The organism is Mycobacterium sp. M26, from assembly GCF_001494595.1.
In the GTDB taxonomy this organism is placed as follows: Bacteria; Actinomycetota; Actinomycetes; order Mycobacteriales; family Mycobacteriaceae; genus Mycobacterium.
Genome location: NZ_LN929908.1, coordinates 3,710,509 through 3,726,729 on the forward strand (window position 1 = coordinate 3,710,509; position 16,221 = coordinate 3,726,729).

The 16,221-nt window shown below is 67.8% G+C and carries 15 protein-coding genes; 8 read left to right on the top strand and 7 right to left on the bottom strand.

The window, feature by feature from the left end:
* Positions 1-14: 14 nt before the first annotated feature.
* Both BN3385_RS27130 and BN3385_RS27135 read right to left on the bottom strand, forming a co-directional pair.
* On the bottom strand, positions 15-3,020 hold the full coding sequence (locus BN3385_RS27130) for a UPF0182 family protein (RefSeq protein WP_059021680.1): 3,006 nt from the start codon (positions 3,018-3,020) through the stop codon (positions 15-17).
* A 103-nt stretch (positions 3,021-3,123) separates the two neighbouring features.
* Entirely contained in the window at positions 3,124-4,146 is a 1,023-nt protein-coding gene (locus BN3385_RS27135; RefSeq protein WP_059021682.1) for a YlbL family protein, read from the bottom strand.
* 120 nt (positions 4,147-4,266) lie between these two features.
* Between BN3385_RS27135 and BN3385_RS27140 the strand changes: the two genes are divergently transcribed.
* From BN3385_RS27140 to BN3385_RS27150, 3 genes are all read left to right on the top strand, one after another.
* The gene (locus BN3385_RS27140) at positions 4,267-5,640 is read left to right on the top strand and encodes a zinc-dependent metalloprotease (protein WP_059021685.1); all 1,374 of its coding nucleotides are present in this window, start codon (positions 4,267-4,269) and stop codon (positions 5,638-5,640) included.
* A 65-nt stretch (positions 5,641-5,705) separates the two neighbouring features.
* A complete protein-coding gene (locus BN3385_RS27145; RefSeq protein WP_059022461.1) occupies positions 5,706-6,518 on the top strand; it encodes a TOMM precursor leader peptide-binding protein in 813 nt (270 codons plus the stop codon).
* A gap of 1 nt (position 6,519) precedes the next feature.
* Positions 6,520-7,866 (top strand): macrolide-binding ATPase MABP-1, encoded by a 1,347-nt coding sequence (locus BN3385_RS27150; RefSeq protein WP_082690674.1) that lies wholly within the window; start codon positions 6,520-6,522, stop codon positions 7,864-7,866.
* Between the two features lie 40 nt (positions 7,867-7,906).
* Here the strand turns inward: BN3385_RS27150 and BN3385_RS27155 are convergent, their stop codons facing one another.
* Positions 7,907-8,176, bottom strand: a complete 270-nt coding sequence (locus BN3385_RS27155; RefSeq protein ID WP_059021687.1) for a WhiB family transcriptional regulator — start codon at positions 8,174-8,176, stop codon at positions 7,907-7,909.
* Between the two features lie 132 nt (positions 8,177-8,308).
* Positions 8,309-8,485 carry a hypothetical protein gene (locus tag BN3385_RS27160; protein WP_156432897.1) on the bottom strand — a complete coding sequence of 59 codons (177 nt, stop codon included), beginning with the start codon at positions 8,483-8,485 and terminating at the stop codon, positions 8,309-8,311.
* Between the two features lie 149 nt (positions 8,486-8,634).
* On the opposite strand from BN3385_RS27160, the gene tpx reads away from it, so the two are divergent.
* From tpx to BN3385_RS27180, 4 genes are all read left to right on the top strand, one after another.
* Positions 8,635-9,126: a thiol peroxidase gene (gene tpx, locus BN3385_RS27165; protein WP_059021691.1), complete on the top strand. Its 492-nt coding sequence runs from the start codon at positions 8,635-8,637 to the stop codon at positions 9,124-9,126.
* A 79-nt stretch (positions 9,127-9,205) separates the two neighbouring features.
* Positions 9,206-9,670 (top strand): hypothetical protein, encoded by a 465-nt coding sequence (locus tag BN3385_RS27170; RefSeq protein WP_156432898.1) that lies wholly within the window; start codon positions 9,206-9,208, stop codon positions 9,668-9,670.
* A gap of 43 nt (positions 9,671-9,713) precedes the next feature.
* Entirely contained in the window at positions 9,714-11,165 is a 1,452-nt protein-coding gene (locus tag BN3385_RS27175; RefSeq protein WP_502688095.1) for a DUF1254 domain-containing protein, read from the top strand.
* Between the two features lie 94 nt (positions 11,166-11,259).
* Positions 11,260-11,691 (top strand): hypothetical protein, encoded by a 432-nt coding sequence (locus BN3385_RS27180; RefSeq protein ID WP_156432899.1) that lies wholly within the window; start codon positions 11,260-11,262, stop codon positions 11,689-11,691.
* Between the two features lie 3 nt (positions 11,692-11,694).
* Here the strand turns inward: BN3385_RS27180 and BN3385_RS27185 are convergent, their stop codons facing one another.
* Positions 11,695-13,794 (bottom strand): ATP-dependent DNA helicase UvrD2, encoded by a 2,100-nt coding sequence (locus BN3385_RS27185; protein WP_197415281.1) that lies wholly within the window; start codon positions 13,792-13,794, stop codon positions 11,695-11,697.
* 92 nt (positions 13,795-13,886) lie between these two features.
* Here BN3385_RS27185 and BN3385_RS27190 point away from each other — a divergent pair, with 92 nt between their 5' ends.
* Positions 13,887-14,138, top strand: coding sequence for a mycoredoxin (locus BN3385_RS27190; RefSeq protein ID WP_059021699.1), 252 nt, complete (start codon positions 13,887-13,889; stop codon positions 14,136-14,138).
* Between the two features lie 71 nt (positions 14,139-14,209).
* Here the strand turns inward: BN3385_RS27190 and nudC are convergent, their stop codons facing one another.
* Both nudC and BN3385_RS27200 read right to left on the bottom strand, forming a co-directional pair.
* Positions 14,210-15,124, bottom strand: a complete 915-nt coding sequence (nudC, locus tag BN3385_RS27195) for an NAD(+) diphosphatase (protein WP_059021700.1) — start codon at positions 15,122-15,124, stop codon at positions 14,210-14,212.
* A gap of 4 nt (positions 15,125-15,128) precedes the next feature.
* Positions 15,129-16,202: a potassium channel family protein gene (locus BN3385_RS27200; RefSeq protein ID WP_059021702.1), complete on the bottom strand. Its 1,074-nt coding sequence runs from the start codon at positions 16,200-16,202 to the stop codon at positions 15,129-15,131.
* Between the last annotated feature and the right edge of the window lie 19 nt (positions 16,203-16,221).

Below are 16,221 nucleotides of genomic sequence, written 5' to 3' on the forward strand. Positions count from 1 at the left end.
GCCAATTCGCTTCGCTACTTGGCGGCGTCGTAGGCGTTCATCGCGTCGTTGAGCTTCTGCAGCGCCGAGCCGTAGTCGGCGAAGTTGCCGCCCTGCTGGGCATCGCGCACCGCGGTCAGCGCCGACTCGATGTCCTTGAGCGCGGCCGCCTTCGCCGGTGACAGTGCCGTCGGCGCACCCGGCTGCGCGGGCACCGCCGCGATCGGCGTCGGGACCTCCGGTGCAGCACCCGGCGGCGGTGTGCCTGCCGGCGTATCCGCCGGTTTGGCACCCGGTGCGGGCACACCCGGACCGGAGGCCGGAGCCGGACCGGTGGCCGTCGCCCCCGCGCCGGCACCGAAGATGCCGTCCAGGGCGGCACTGACCGTCGGGCCGTAGCCGACCTTGTCGTTGTACATCATCGCCACGCGGATCAGACGCGGGTAGGACGACGCGGCGTCACTGGCCCCCGGCGAGGCATACACCGGCGCCACGTACAGCAGGCCCCCCTGGCCCACCGGCAGCGTCAGCAGATTGCCCCACCGGATCCGGTTCTGGTTGTCGCGGCCGATCACGCCGAGGTCCTGGCTGACCGCGGTGTCGGTGCTGATCGCGTTGAACGCCAGCTTCGGGCCGTTGACCTGACCCGGGATGGTGAGCACCGTGATCTTGCCGTAGGTGTCCGGATCGGAACTCGCGCTGATGTAGGCCGCCAGGAAGTCTCGGCGGAACCGGTTCATCGCACTGGTCAGCTGGAACGAGGCCGAATTGTCATTGCGGGCAATGTCTTTGGCCACAATGTAGTACGGCGGCTGGTAGCTGCTGGCCGTCGGGTTCGGATCCAGCGGCACGTCCCAGAAGTCCGAGGTGGAGAAGAATGTCACCGGGTCGTCGACGTGGTATTTGGCCAGCAGCATGCGCTGCACCTTGAACAGGTCCTCCGGGTAGCGCAGGTGCGCCGCCAGATCCGGGGTGATGTCGCTCTTGGGCTTGATGGTGCCCGGGAACACCTTCATCCACGCCTGCAGCACCGGATCCTTCTCGTCCTGCGCGTACAGCGTGACGGTGCCGTCGTAGGCATCGACGGTGGCCTTCACCGAGTTGCGGATGTAGGACACCTGCTTGTCGGGTGCCAGCCGGTTCAGCGCCACCTCATTGGAGTCCGCCGTCGCCGACGACAGCGACGTCAGCTCGGAGTACGGGTAGTTGTCCAGCGTGGTGTAGCCGTCGACGATCCACACCATCCGCTTGTTGACGATCGCCGGGTACACCGCCGAATCGGTGGTCAGCCACGGCGCCACCGCCTCCACCCGCTGCGCGGGATCACGGTTGAACAGGATCTTGCTATTGGAGCCGATCACGTTGGAGAACAAGAAGTTCCGCTCGGCGAACTTGGCGGCGAACACCGTGCGCGCCAGCCAATTGCCCACCGGCACACCGCCGGTGCCGGTGTAGGTGTAGTTCTTGGTCTCGGTGTTGGTCTCGACGTCGTACTCGCGGTCGGCGCCGTTCTTGCCGACGATCGCGTAGTCGGCGGCGGTGTTGGCGATCACCGGGCCGTAGTAGATGCGCGGCTGATCCAGCGGGGCCGGCCCGGGCGAGATCACATTGCCGTTGGCCCCGACAACGCTGGCCAGGAACTCCGGGTAGCCACCGTTCTGGTTGGGGTCGTTGGCAATTCCGCGCACCGTGTTGGCCGGCGAGGCGATGAAGCCGTTGCCGTGGGTGTAGACGGTGTGCCGGTTGATCCAGTCGCGCTGGTTGTCGATCAACCGGTCCGGGTTGAGCTCGCGGGCGGCGACCACGAAGTCGCGCAGGTTGCCGTCCGGACCGGCGTAGCGGTCGATCGAGAGCTGATCCGGGAAGTAGTAGAAGTTCTTGCCCTGCTGGAACTGGGTGAACGCAGGGCTGATGATCGTCGGATCGAGCACCCGGATGTTGGACGTCGTCGCGCGGTCGGCGGCCACCTGCTGGGCCGTCGTCGGCGCGGTGCCGCTGTAGTCGCGGTAGGTCACCGAATCGTTGGTCAGCCCGTACGCCTGCCGGGTGGCGGTGATGCTGCGGCTGATGTATTCGCTTTCCTTCTGCGCCGCATTGGGTTTGACGCTGATCTGCTCGACGATCATCGGCCAGCCCGCACCCACGATCAGCGAGCTCAGCAGCAGCAACACCAGACCGATCGCGGGGATCCGCAGATCACGCAGGAACAGCGCGGAGAACACCGCCGCCGCGCAGATCAGCGCGATCGCCATCAGGATCAGCTTGGCCGGCAGAACGGCATTGATGTCGGTGTAGCCCGCACCAGTGAACGGCTTTCCGACCCGGGTGTGGCTGAGCAGCTCGTAGCGGTCGAACCAGTACGCGACGGCCTTGAGCAGCACCAGCGTTCCGACCAACGCCACCAGCTGGATTCGGGCCGGACGGCTCAGCGCGCCGGCGCGCCCGGCCAGCCGGATACCGCCGAAGATGTAGTGGCTGACCAGATTCGCCAGAAACGCCAGGAACACCGCGGCGAACAGGAACGACAACACCAGCCGGTAGAACGGCAGATCGAAGGCGTAGAAGCCGAGATCCTTGCCGAACTGCGGGTCGGTGACCCCGAAGTCCCCACCATGCAGGAAGAGCTGGATGCGCGGCCAGTAGCTCTGCGCCACGACACCGGCCAGCACGCCGATCACCGCGGGCGCCCCGATGCCGAACAGCTTGAGCCGGGCCATCACCGCGGTGCGGTAGCGGGCCACCGGATCGTTGGGTCCGGTGGTCGGCACGAACACCGGTCGGGTGCGATAGGCCAGCGCCAGGCCGGCGAACACGATCGCACCGACGAGCAGCCCGGCCACCAGGAACACCACCAGGCGGGTCACCAGCACCGTGGTGAACACCGAGCGGTAGCCGAGTTCGCCGAACCACAGCCAGTCCACGTAGGTGTCGATAAGCCTGGGACCCACCAACAGCAGGACCACCACAACCAGCGCGACGCCGATGAGGATTCGGCTACGTCGGGTCAGCTTCGGCATCCTGGCAGCCGGCCGCATACTCACCTGTCAGGCTCCTGTTTCGTCTCGGGCAGCGGGTCATGCGCTGTCGGGAGAAGTACGGACCCAACTCTACGCATCGCCGCCGCACAACCGGTTGGCGGCGAGATCAGCAGCTCGGCGGGCGTCCGCCGGAGGTCAGCGTCTTGAGTGAGTCCACCGCCCCGCTCAGGGTGTCGACCTTCACCAGCTCCATCGAGTCATCGCGCATGCCCCTGGCCTCGTCGCAGTTGTCGGCGGGCACCAGGAACACCGTGGCCCCGGCCTCCTGGGCGGCCATCATCTTGTGCGTGATGCCGCCGATCGGGCCGACCTTGCCGTCCTCACTGATGGTGCCGGTGCCGGCGATGAACTTCGAGCCGTTGAGGTCACCGGTGGTCAGCTTGTCGATCACCGCCAGGCTGAACATCAGCCCGGCCGACGGGCCGCCGATGTTGGCCAGGTTGAAGTCGATAGTGAACGGCGCCCACGGCGCGTCCAGGACGGCCACCCCGAGGTAGCCGTAGTCGCGGTCCTCGTTCTTGCCCAGGGTGATCTTGGCGCTGCCGGGCGGGGCGTTCTTGCGGCGGTAATCGATGACGATCTCGTCGCCGGGCTTGGTGGCCTTCAGCAGCGCGGTGAACGCTTTCACGTCGGACACCTTGGTGCCGTTGACCGCGTCGATGGCGTCACCGACCTGTAGCTTTCCCGCCGACGGGCCGGGGTCGTTGACCTTCTCCACCCGCACCGCCTCCGGGTACTTCAGGTAGCCCAGGGCGGCGTACTCGGCGCTGAACTCGGACTGCTTGAAGTCGGCGTTCTGCGACTTCTCGACGTCCTCGCGGGACTTGTCCGGCGGGAACACCAGATCACGCGGCACCAGCTGCTCTCGGCCCGACACCCACAGGGTCAGCGCCTGTCCGAGCGTCAGGCCGTCGCGCTGGGCCACCGTCGTCATGTTCAGGTGACCCGAGGTGGGATGCGTCGTGGTGCCTTCGATGTCGACGACCTGCTTGCCGTCGACCTCGCCGAGGGTGTTGAACGTCGGACCCGGTCCCAGCGACACGTACGGCACCGTCACCACCGCCAGCAGCACACCGAAGACCACGATCGGCACCAGCGCAGCCATCAGCGTCAGAATCCGCCTGTTCACGCCGCCAAGAGTAGTTCCGCCGGACAGGAGTGAAGCGACCCGGGGAAAGGATCCCGCGGGTTCACTGACAGCGTGATCGCCGGTTCGCCACCAAACCCGCCAGGTGAGTACGGTTGACATATGGCTGACCTGCCCTTTGGCTTCTCCACCGGCGACGACCCCAACCGGGACAAGCCGAAGAAGGACCGCGACTCCGCCGGCAACGACCCGTTCGGGTTCGGCGGCGGCGATTTCAATCCGTCCGACCTCGGCCAGATCTTCACCCGGCTGGGCCAGATGTTCAGCGGTGCCGGCACCGCGATGGCCGGCGGATCCTCCGGACCGGTGAACTACGACCTGGCCCGCCAGCTCGCCTCCAGCTCGATCGGCTTCGTCGCCCCGATCCAGGAGGGCACCGCCTCGGCCATCGCCGACGCCGTCCACTTGGCCGACACCTGGCTCGACGGCGCCACCGCGCTGCCCGCCGGCGCCACCCGCACCGTGGCCTGGACCCCCAGCGACTGGGTGGACAACACCCTGGACACCTGGAAGCGGCTGTGCGATCCGATGGCCGAGCAGATCTCCTCGGTGTGGGTCTCGGCGCTGCCCGAGGAAGCCAAGGCCATCGCCGGGCCGCTGATGGCGATGATGACCCAGATGGGCGGCATGGCGTTCGGCTCGCAGCTGGGCCAGGCGCTGGGCAAGCTGTCCCGCGAGGTGCTGACGTCCACCGACATCGGTCTGCCGCTGGGACCCAAGGGTGTCGCCGCGCTGATGCCCGAAGCCATCGAAGCCCTCTCCGAAGGCCTCGAGCAGCCGCGCAGTGAGGTCATGACCTTCCTAGCCGCCCGCGAAGCCGCCCACCACCGGCTGTTCAGCCACGTGCCGTGGCTCTCCAGCCAGCTGCTCAACGCCGTCGAGTCCTACGCCAAGGGCATGAAGATCGACATGAGCGGCATCGAGGAGCTGGCGCAGGGCTTCAATCCGGCCTCGCTGACCGATCCGGCCGCCATGGAACAGCTGCTCAGCCAGGGCATGTTCGAGCCCAAGGCCACCCCCGAGCAGACCGCCGCCCTGGAGCGCCTGGAAACGATGCTGGCCCTCATCGAGGGCTGGGTGCAGACCGTGGTCAGCGACGCCCTGGGCGACCGCATCCCGGGCACCGTGGCGCTCTCCGAGATGCTGCGCCGCCGCCGGGCCACCGGCGGCCCCGCCGAGCAGACCTTCGCCACCCTGGTCGGGCTGGAACTGCGGCCCCGCAAGATGCGCGAGGCCGCCGAGCTGTGGGAGCGGCTGACCCAGGCCGCCGGGATCGACGCCCGCGACGGGGTGTGGAATCACCCCGACCTGCTGCCCAGCTCTGAGGACCTTGACGAGCCGGCCGGCTTCATCGACCGTGTCATCGGCGGCGATACCAGCGGGCTGGACATCGACGCGGCGATCGCGGAGTTCCAGAAGCTCGACGAGCAGGCCGAGAACAAGAAAGACGGCGACGACGGGTCTGTGGATAGCTGATCGGCCCGTCGCCCGCGAGGTGCGATCCTCGCTGCGTGGGCCGGCTCTATGCGCTCGACCCGGCGATGCCGGTATTGCTGCGACCCGACGGCGCAGTCCAGATCGGCTGGGATCCCCGGCGCGCGGTTCTGGTTCGCCCACCCGACGGCGTGAGTTCGACCGACCTGGCCGCACTGCTGCGCGGCCTGCAGATACCGCTGGACCTCGGCGCCGTGCAGCAGCTGGCCGGCACCCACGGACTGCGTGACACCGCCGCCCTCGATGACCTGCTCGACGCCCTGGTGAGCGCCGGGGTGGTCCGGCACCGCACCCGGCGCCCGGCACCCCGCGCCCTGTCGATCCGGGTGCACGGCTGCGGCCCGCTGTCCGAAGTCCTCGTCGACGCACTGCGATGTTCCGGTGCCCGGGTGGCGCAGAGCAGCCACGCCAACGCCGTCGTCTCGGCGGCCGGGGTGGACATGGTGGTACTGGCCGACTACCTGGTCGCCGACCCGCGGCTGGTGCGCGACCTGCACGCGATCGGGGTGCCGCACCTGCCGGTGCGGGTGCGCGACGGCGCCGGCCTGGTGGGACCGCTGGTGATTCCCGGTGTCACCAGCTGTTTGGGGTGCGCCGATCTGCACCGCGCCGACCGGGATGCGGCCTGGCCGGCGGTAGCCGCCCAGCTTCGCGATGTGACCGGTACCGCCGACCACCCCACTGTGCTGGCCACCGCGGCCGTCGCGCTGGGTCAGTTGCAGCGGATCATCACCGCGGTGCGCGGCGCCGAGCCGGCCGGCGAGCCACCCGCCACCCTGAACACCACCCTGGAAGTCGACGTGAGCAAGAACACCATCTCGGCTCGTCGCTGGTCACGGCATCCGCGCTGCCAATGCTGACATCGGTGGTTGCCAGCGTTGCGTCGTCGGGGATGATGGTGTGGTGGCAGACATCAAGCGCGGCCGCGCCGCCCGCAACGCCAAGCTGGCCAGCATCCCGGTCGGCTTTGCGGGCAGGGCCGCCCTGGGCTTCGGAAAACGGCTAACCGGCAAGTCCAAGGACGAGGTCAACGCCGAACTCATGGAGAAGGCGGCCAACCAGCTGTTCACCGTTCTCGGTGAGCTCAAGGGCGGCGCCATGAAGGTGGGTCAGGCGCTGTCGGTGATGGAGGCCGCCGTCCCCGAACAATTCGGCGAGCCCTACCGCGAGGCGCTGACCAAGCTGCAGAAGGACGCCCCGCCGTTGCCGGCGGCCAAGGTGCACCGCGTCCTGGACGGCCAGCTCGGTACCAAGTGGCGCGAACGGTTCACCTCGTTCGACGACAAGCCGGTGGCCTCGGCCAGCATCGGGCAGGTGCACCGGGCGGTGTGGCACGACGGCCGCGACGTCGCCGTCAAGATTCAGTACCCGGGTGCCGACGAGGCCCTGCGCGCCGACCTGAAGACCATGCAGCGCATGGTCAGCGTGTTCAAGCAGCTCTCCCCCGGCGCCGACGTCCAAGGCGTGGTCGACGAACTCATCGAACGCACCGAGATGGAGCTAGACTACCGCCTGGAAGCCGAGAACCAGCGGGCGTTCGCCAAGGCCTACGACGGCGACCCGCATTTCATCATTCCGCATGTAGTGGCCAGCGCACCCAAGGTGATGATCACCGAATGGGTCGAGGGTGTGCCGATGGCCCAGATCATTCGCTCGGGCACCGTCGATCAGCGCGACCTCTGTGGCACAAGGCTTCTCGAGCTGACGCTCGGCGCGCCGGCCCGGGTCGGGATGATGCACGGCGACGCCCACCCGGGCAATTTCATGCTGCTCGACGACGGCCGGATGGCGGTTATCGACTTCGGCGCGGTGGCCCCGCTGCCCGACGGCATCCCGGTCGAACTCGGCCAGATCATCCGGCTGGCGCGGGAGCGCAACTACGAGGAACTGCTGCCCACGATGGAGAAGGTCGGCTTCATCCAGAAGGGTGAGCAGGTTTCGGCCAAGGAAATCGACGACATGCTGCGCCAGTACGTCGAACCGATGGAGGTCGACGTCTTCCACTACACCCGGCGCTGGCTGCAGAAGATGGCGGCGGCCAACATGTCGGTGTCGGCCGAGCAGATCAAGACCGCGCGGGCGATGGACCTGCCGGCCAAGCTGGCGATCCCGCTGCGGGTGATCGCCTCGGTCACGGCGATCTCGGCCCAGCTCGACGCGCACATACCGACCAAAGAGCTCACCGAGCAACTGGTCCCCGGGTTCTGACCCGAACCCGCCGGGCAGGCGGGTCCGGGTCAGCGACTGCCTAGGCCGCGATCACATCCTTGCGGGGGCGTCCCCGCGGGCGCTTGCGCGCCACGACGGTGCCGCGCTCGATGATCTCGCCACCCCAAACACCCCACGGCTCACCACGATCCAGCGCGGCAGCAAGGCACTGCCGCCGGATCGGACAATCCCCGCAGAGCACCTTGGCGCGCTCCAGGTCCACGGGGCTCTCAGCGAACCACAGGTCGGGATCCCCGACGTGGCACGGCAACACCGGCAGTTGTTCCTTCCGGACTGTCAGTGTCGACATGTCCGTTCACCTGCTTCCTGGTCGTCTTTTCGTATCTCTTCTTCGGATCCGGCCAGGGAGTGTGTGGAAAAACTATGGCCACGGATCCTGTGACTTCGGGTCCGTGGCCAGTGGCTGTGTCTGGGAGCTTTCCTAGATGAAGCTCCTGTCCACGGACGCGATGGTCGGGGCGGCGTTGGCGCGACGCTTGCGCTGGGCAGCGGCGGCGTGGGCAGCCGTAATGGCGTGGAAGGTCCACGTGCGATGCGCCATACCCGCTACGCCGCAAGAACCGGTGTAGGTGTTCATCGTCGGACCCTCCTCTCTCATCACGGTGCCTGCGAGCCATCGGTCGGAACGCAGATGTTTCGAGGGTAGACCTTAACACGATTTCGCCACAAGCGATTTTCTGACCTGCGGTTTTACGATTTGGTCACCCGAACAACCACGCGCGCCGCGAAGCTGACAAACTAATGCCCATGGCACAGATAACCCTGCGTGGAAACCCGATCAACACCGTTGGTGAGCTGCCCGCCGTCGGCGCTGCCGCTCCCGAGTTCAGCCTGGCCGGAACCGACCTCGGCGCCGTCGAGAGCGGGCAGTACAGCGGTAAGGCCGTCGTGCTCAACATCTTCCCGTCGGTCGATACCCCGGTGTGCGCCACCAGCGTGCGGACCTTCAACGAGCGCGCCGCCGCCAGTGGTGTCGCGGTGGTCAACGTGTCCAAGGACCTGCCCTTCGCGCTCAAGCGGTTCTGCGGTGCCGAGGGCATCGAGAACGTCGTCTCCGCATCGGCGTTCCGCAGCAGCTTCGGTGAGGACTACGGCATCACCATCACCGACGGCCCGATGGCCGGCCTGCTGGGCCGCGCCGTGGTGGTGGTCGGCGCCGACGGCACCGTGACCTACACCGAACTGGTGCCGGAGATCGGCCAGGAGCCGAACTACGACGCCGCGCTCGCCGCACTGTAGTTCTGCGCTAGAGCACTCACACATGTGAGTGCTCTATGAGTCCCGTGACCCGGGCGAATTCCGCCGTCACGCTTGAGGTATGGAACAGACAGCACGAAATGACCTCAAGCAGAGCGCTTTTCGCACGACGACTCCGTTCGTCCGGGTGCTCGGGGCTACCGCGTTGTCCGCGGCGGTCGCCCTGATTTCCTCGCCCGTCGCCTTGGCGGACGGCCACAAGACCGGTGCGGGGTGGAGCCCGCCGGTCGAGATCGAATCGGGCGCGATCGCCGGTGCTGGCGGCGGACCCACCCTCGGCGTCGGGGGCCCGTCCAGCTACAGCGGCGGTTCGACGTCGAACAGCTTGTGCCAGCGCCACTGCGGCGCGACGCTGGGCGTCGGTGGGCCGTCGAGCTACACCGGCGGTTCGACGGCCAATCACCCGGGCGGCACGGCGACCCAGGGCGTCGGCGACGTCAACAGCTACACCGGCGGCGGCACCCCGGGAACCACGAACAATGGCACCAACTCGACGACACGCACCGGAAATTACGGACCCGGCTGATGAAATCCACCGAACAAGGATGCGGATACCGCATCCTTGTTCGGTGAAGTGTCGCGCCGTACTTGCCGCCGTCCTGCTCGTTGCCCTGACCGCCGGATGCGGCGGGGCCAACAAGGCCAAGGAGACGACGAGTTCGTCAGCCCCGCCCAGTTCCACCGCCGCCTCTGGCGCCGTCACCCCCGAGCAGGCCCGCGCCATCGCCAAAGAGGCCTACATCTACGGCTTCCCGATGGTCGACAGCTACCGCATCCAGTACTCCTACTTCGTCGACTCGCACAGCCCGGAGTACAAGGGCGACTGGAACCAGGTGCACAGCATTGCCCGGGTCTATACCCCGGCCGACACCGCGGTGCAGACCCCGAACTCCGACACCCCGTACTCGATGCTCGGCGCTGATCTGCGGGCGGAGCCGCTGGTACTGACCATCCCGCCGATCGGCCAGGACCGGTACTTCTCGGTGCAGTTCGTCGACGCCTACACCTACAACTTCGCTTACGTCGGCAGCCGCACCACCGGCAACAGTGGCGGCAAGTACCTGCTGGCCGGGCCGGGCTGGAAGGGCGACAAGCCCGAGGGCATCAACGAGGTGATCCGCTCCGACACCGACTTCGCGCTGGGCATCTACCGCACCCAGCTGTTCGGTCCCGACGACCTCGAGAACGTCAAAAACATCCAGGCCGGCTACACGGTGCAGCCGTTGTCGGCCTTCCTCAACCAGCCCGCGCCGCCGGCCGCTGCGCCGGTCAACTTCCCGGTGCCGCTGAGCCCGGATGAGGAGAAGACCTCGCCGAAGTTCTTCGAGTTGCTGAACTTCACCCTGCGCTACGCGCCGGTGTTGCCGTCGGAGAAGGAGATTCGCGACCGGTTCGCCACCATCGGCATCGGATCGGACGGCACGTTCAACGCCGACACGCTGACCCCGGAGATGCGCACGGCGATCACCGACGGGATGGCTGACGCCTGGACCGAACTGAACACCTTCAAGAAGGACAAGCTGGAAACCGGGCAGGTGACCTCCGGTGACCTGTTCGGTTCCAAGGAGGAATTGAAGGACAACTACCTGTACCGGATGGCCGGGGCGGTGCTGGGCATCTTCGGCAACACCAAGGCCGAGGCGATGTACCCCAACTACAGCACCGACGCCGACGGGCAGCCGCTGACCGGCGCCAACAACTACACGCTGACCTTCCCGGCCGGCCAGCTGCCGCCGGTCAACGCGTTCTGGTCGCTGACGATGTACAAGATGCCGGAAAGCCTGCTGGTGGAGAACCCGATCAACCGGTATCTGATCAACTCCCCCATGCTGCCCAACCTGGTCAAGAATCCGGACGGCAGCCTGACGCTGTACCTGCAGAACCAGTCGCCGGGTCCGGAGAAGGAAGCCAACTGGCTGCCCGCCCCGGCCGGACCGTTCTCGGCGATCCTGCGGCTGTACTGGCCCAAGCCGGATGCGCTCAACGGCACCTGGCAGCCACCGAAACTGGTGAAGGCCTGACCCCGCAACTCCCCTAGTCACGTCGTTCTTCCCTCGACGTGCCCTCCTCGCGCGTAGCCTGGTGAACATTAGGTGAACGAGAGGGGGCTCAATAGTGAACAGAACGCAAACGATCAGGGCCGGTGCGATGGCCGTCGCGCTCGCGACCATCTCGCTCGGTGTCGTTCCCAGCGCGACAGCCTGGGCCGATGGCGAATCGGGAGCGGTGACCGGAGCGGGCTTCGGGCCGACTGCCGGCGTGGGCGATGCCACCAGCTACACCGGCGGCTCGACGTCGAACAGCCCGTGCGGAGAGTCCTCGCCGTATGCCGGGGCCTTCCCGTCCACCACCTGCGCGGGCGCCTCGCTCGGCGTGGGTGACGCGTCCAGCTACACCGGCGGCGCGTCGGTCTCCAACCCGGGCGGTACCGCCAGCCTCGGCGTCGGCGACGTCAACAGCTACACCGGCGGCGGCACTCCCGGCGTCGCCGACAACGGAACCAACTCCACCACCAGGACGGTGAACTTCGGCCCCGGCCACCCCTGAGGTCTACTGGCGGGCGCGCACCAGATCGAGCACGTCGGCCCCGAACTGCTCGAGCTTGCGCGCACCGATGCCCGGAATCGCCACCAGCGCGGCGTCGTCGGTAGGCAGTGACTCGGCGATGGCGATCAGGGTGTTGTCGGTGAAGACCACGTAGGCAGGCACTTTCAGCTCTTTGGCGGTCCGCAGCCGCCAGTCCTTGAGCTGGGTCAGTAACTCGTCGTCGATATCCACCGAGCAGGTTTCGCAGCGGCGCAACATGATCGCCGGTGGGGTGGTGAGCGCGGCGTTGCACACCCGGCAGCGGGGTGTCGCGCCACGCTGCCGGCGCGGCTTGTTCGGTGTGGGCTCGGCCTGGGTCTGCGGGGCGATGCCGTTGAGGAACCGCGACGGGCGCCGGCCCTGCCTGCCGCCCGGGGTGCGGGCCAGCGCCCAGCTGAGCTCCAAATGCACTCGCGCACGGGTGATTCCGACGTACAACAGCCGGCGCTCTTCCTCGACGGCCTCACTATCGGGACCGTGGGCCAGCGCGTGGCTGATCGGCAGGGTGCCGTCGGCCAGGCCAACCAGGTACACCGCGTCCCACTCCAGGCCTTTGGCGGCGTGCAGCGAGGCCAGCGTGACGCCCTGAACCGTCGGTGGGTGGCGGGCGTCGGCACGCAGCCGCAACTCGGCGACCAGACCGGGCAGGTCGAGAGTCGGGCGGGTCGCGACCTCCTCGTCGACCAGTTCGGCCAACGCCGCCAACGCTTCCCACCGTTCGCGGGCCTTGGTGCCCGGCGGGGGTTCGGCGGTCAGCCCGAGTGGTTCCAGCACGGCGCGGACGATCTCGGGCAGCTCTCCGTCGACGTCACGGTCGGCCGCGCGCTGCAATGCCACCAGCGACTGACGGATCTCCTGGCGGCTGAAGAACCCTTCGCCGCCGCGCACCTGGAACGGGATACCGGCCTCGGTCAACGCCTCCTCGTACACCTCCGATTGGGCGTTGATGCGGTAGAGGACCGCGATTTCGGCTGCGGCAGTGCCGGATTCGATGAGCTGCTTGATGGAGCGCGCCACCGCAGTAGCCTCGGCGACCTCGTCGGGATATTCGTGGAAGGTCGGTGACGGGCCGGGATCACGCTGGCCGACGAGGTGCAGCTTGCTGCCGGCCATCCGGCCGCGGGCCGCGGCGATGACGCGGTTGGCCAGTGACACCACCTGCGGTGTGGAGCGGTAGTCCCGTTCCAGGCGAACGACGGTGGCCTCCGGAAAACGTCGGGAGAAGTCGAGCAGGTAGCGCGGGGAAGCCCCGGTGAACGAGTAGATGGTCTGGTTCGCGTCGCCGACGACGGTCAGGTCGTCGCGGTTGCCCAGCCACGCCGAGAGCACCCGCTGCTGCAGCGGGGTGACGTCCTGGTACTCGTCGACCACGAAACAGCGGTAGCGGTCCCGGAACTCCTCGGCGACCGCCGGGTCGTTCTCGATGGCACCGGCGGTGTGCAGCAGCAGGTCGTCGAAGTCCAGCAGGGCGATACCGTCGCGGTTGGCTTTCAGCTTCTCGTAGGCGGCATAGACCATCGCCACCTTCTGGGCTTCCAGCGGGATATCGCGGCCATTCCTGGCCACCTCGGCGGCGTAGGCCTCCGGGCTGATCAGGGAGGCTTTGGCCCATTCGATCTCACCGGCCAGATCGCGGACATTGTCGGTGCTGACCTGAAGTTTGGAGCGGTTCGCGGCCTGCGCGACGACGGCGAACTTGGAGTCCAGCAGCTGCCAGCCGGTATCCCCCACGACCCGAGGCCAGAAGTACTGGAGCTGACGGCGGGCGGCGGCGTGGAACGTCAGCGCCTGCACCGAACCCACCGGGGCACCGGAGCCACCCGCGGCGTCCATGGCGCGCAGCCGGGCCCGCATCTCCCCGGCGGCCCGGGAGGTGAACGTCACCGCCAGCACCTGCCCGGCCGCGACGTGACCGTTGGACACCAGATGCCCGATGCGGTGGGTGATGGTGCGGGTCTTGCCGGTGCCCGCGCCCGCCAGCACGCACAGCGGCCCACGCGCGGCCAGCACGGCTTCGCGCTGCTCCTCGTCCAGGCCGGCCAGAAGGTCTGTGGTCACCGGCATGGCGTCCATCTTGTCAGGGGCCGCCGACATTTCCCGGTGAGCGCCGCGCCGGTTGCGGGCATGAACGGGGCCTCGGCTAGGTTGATGCACTTATGAGTGCCAGCGATTCCCAGCTCACGATGTACACCACGGTGTGGTGCGGGTACTGCCGTCGTCTCAAGACGGCGCTGAAATCGGCGGGGATCCCCTACACCGAGGTCGACATCGAGGTGGATCCCGCCGCCGCCCAGTACGTGATGTCGGTCAACAACGGCAACCAGACCGTGCCGACGGTGAAGTTCGCCGACGGTTCGGCGCTGACCAACCCGAGCCTCAAAGAGGTTCAGGCCAAGCTGGCGTCCTAGCCCGCGCCGAGATCGACGAATTGGCGCGATCCACTCGACTTTTCGCGCCCATGTGTCGGTTTCGGCGAAAGTTAGGCGTGGGCCCAGGACTCGATGATCTCGCGGGCGATCGAGATCGAGCCGGGCAGCAGCAGCCGCGACTGTGAATCGCTGCTCCAGTCGCCCTGATCCAGTGCCTCGCGGACTTCGGCGCGGGTGAACCAGGCCGCCTCGGCGATCTCGCCGTCGTGGAAGGTGAACTCCTGCTCGGGGTCGCCGATGGCATGGAAGCCCACCATCAGCGAGCGCGGGAACGGCCACGGCTGGCTGCCCAGGTAGTGCGGGTCGCGCACGGTCAGGCCGATCTCCTCGGCGACCTCGCGCACCACGCACGACTCGAAGGACTCACCGGCCTCGACGAAACCGGCGATCAAGGAGAATAGCCGCGGCGGCCACACCGTCTGGCGGGCCAGCACTGCGCGGTCGTGCCCGTCGTGCACCAGCACGATGATGGCCGGGTCGATGCGCGGGAACTCCTCATTCCCGGTGAGCATGTTCACCCGCGACCAGCCGGCCTTGGCCAGCTTGGTCGGCGAGCCGTCGAGCGCGCTGAACCGGGCCTGGTCGTGCCAGTTGAGCAGCGCGGTGGCCGAGGCCACCAATTGGGCGCTGACGTCATCGAAGACGTGCCCGGCGCGGCGCAGATCCAGCACCTCGGCCTGCACACCGTCGGGCGCCTGCAGCGTCGAGCGCACCGCCCACACGTGACGGCCGTCGGCCACCCGGCCGAGGAACACCGCGTCGGCCGGAGGGGTGTCACCGACCTCGGTGGCGGCGCCGAGCACCACGCTGCCGTCGGCGATCAGGACCTGGTTGCGGTTGTCGACGCGCAGCAGCAGGGCGTCGGCCCAGCCGGCGATCGCGGCGTCGAGATCGGTGCGCAGCGCGTCGGCACGGTCGGCACCGACGCGTGAGAGCAGGGGGATGTTGCGCAGGGTGAAGGTCACCGGCTCACTCTCCGGTGCTGCGGACGTAGAGCAGGCGGTCGGTGCTCTCGAGGGCGTCTGCGTTGGGGTCGTCGACCCGCAGCAGCTTTCCGTCGCGGACCACGCCGAGCACGATGTCGGGCAGGTGCCGCGGCGAGCCACCGACCTCCTTGGGTTCGACCTCCCGCTCGGCGATGGCGAATCCGGCGTCCGGGGTCAGCAGGTCTTCGATGATCTCGACAACGCTGGGTGTGCTGGTGGCGATGCCCAGCAGGCGCCCGGCGGTCTCCGAGGACACCACCACCGAGTCCGCCCCGGATTGGCGCAGCAGGTGCTGATTCTCGGCCTCGCGCACCGAGGCGATGATCTTGGCCTTGGGCGCCAGTTCCCGCGCAGTGAGCGTGACGAGCACCGCGGTGGGATCGCTGTTGGTGGCCACGATGATGGAGTGCGCGTGCTGGGCGCCGGCCAGCCGCAGCACATCGGATTTGTTGGCGTCTCCGCGCACCGTGACGAGACCGGCCGAGTTGGCTCGGTCCAGTGAGGTCTGGTCGGTGTCGACGACGACGATGTCGGCGGGCGCGGCGCCGTCGCCGATCATCGCGGCCACCGCGGTTCTGCCCTTCGTGCCGTAGCCGATGACGACGGTGTGGTTACGCACGCTGTTCCTCCAACGCTGGATCTTGAGAGCCTGCCGCGACGCCGTGGTCAGCGTTTCCACGGTGGTACCGACCAACACGATCAGGAATGCCACCCGCAGCGGCGTGATGACCAGGACGTTAACCAGTCGGGCCGTCTCGGTATAGGGCGTGATGTCGCCGTAGCCGGTGGTCGACAGTGACACCGTGGCGTAGTAGAAGCAGTCCAGGAACGTCAGCGGGTCGTCGCGGACGTCGCGGTAGCCGTCGCGGTCGAGGTAGACGATGAGGACGGCGGCGAACAGGGCGCCGAACGCGTAGAGCAGGCGCCGCGCGATGCGCCGTCCGGGGCTGACGAACTTCTCGGGGATGTGCAGGTAGTCGACGAGCGCACTGTCCGGTTTGGCGGCCAGATTCTCGTCGATCGCTTCGAGCCTGCGCCGCAATCTACCTTTGGCCACGCGACTCCATCACCTTGCG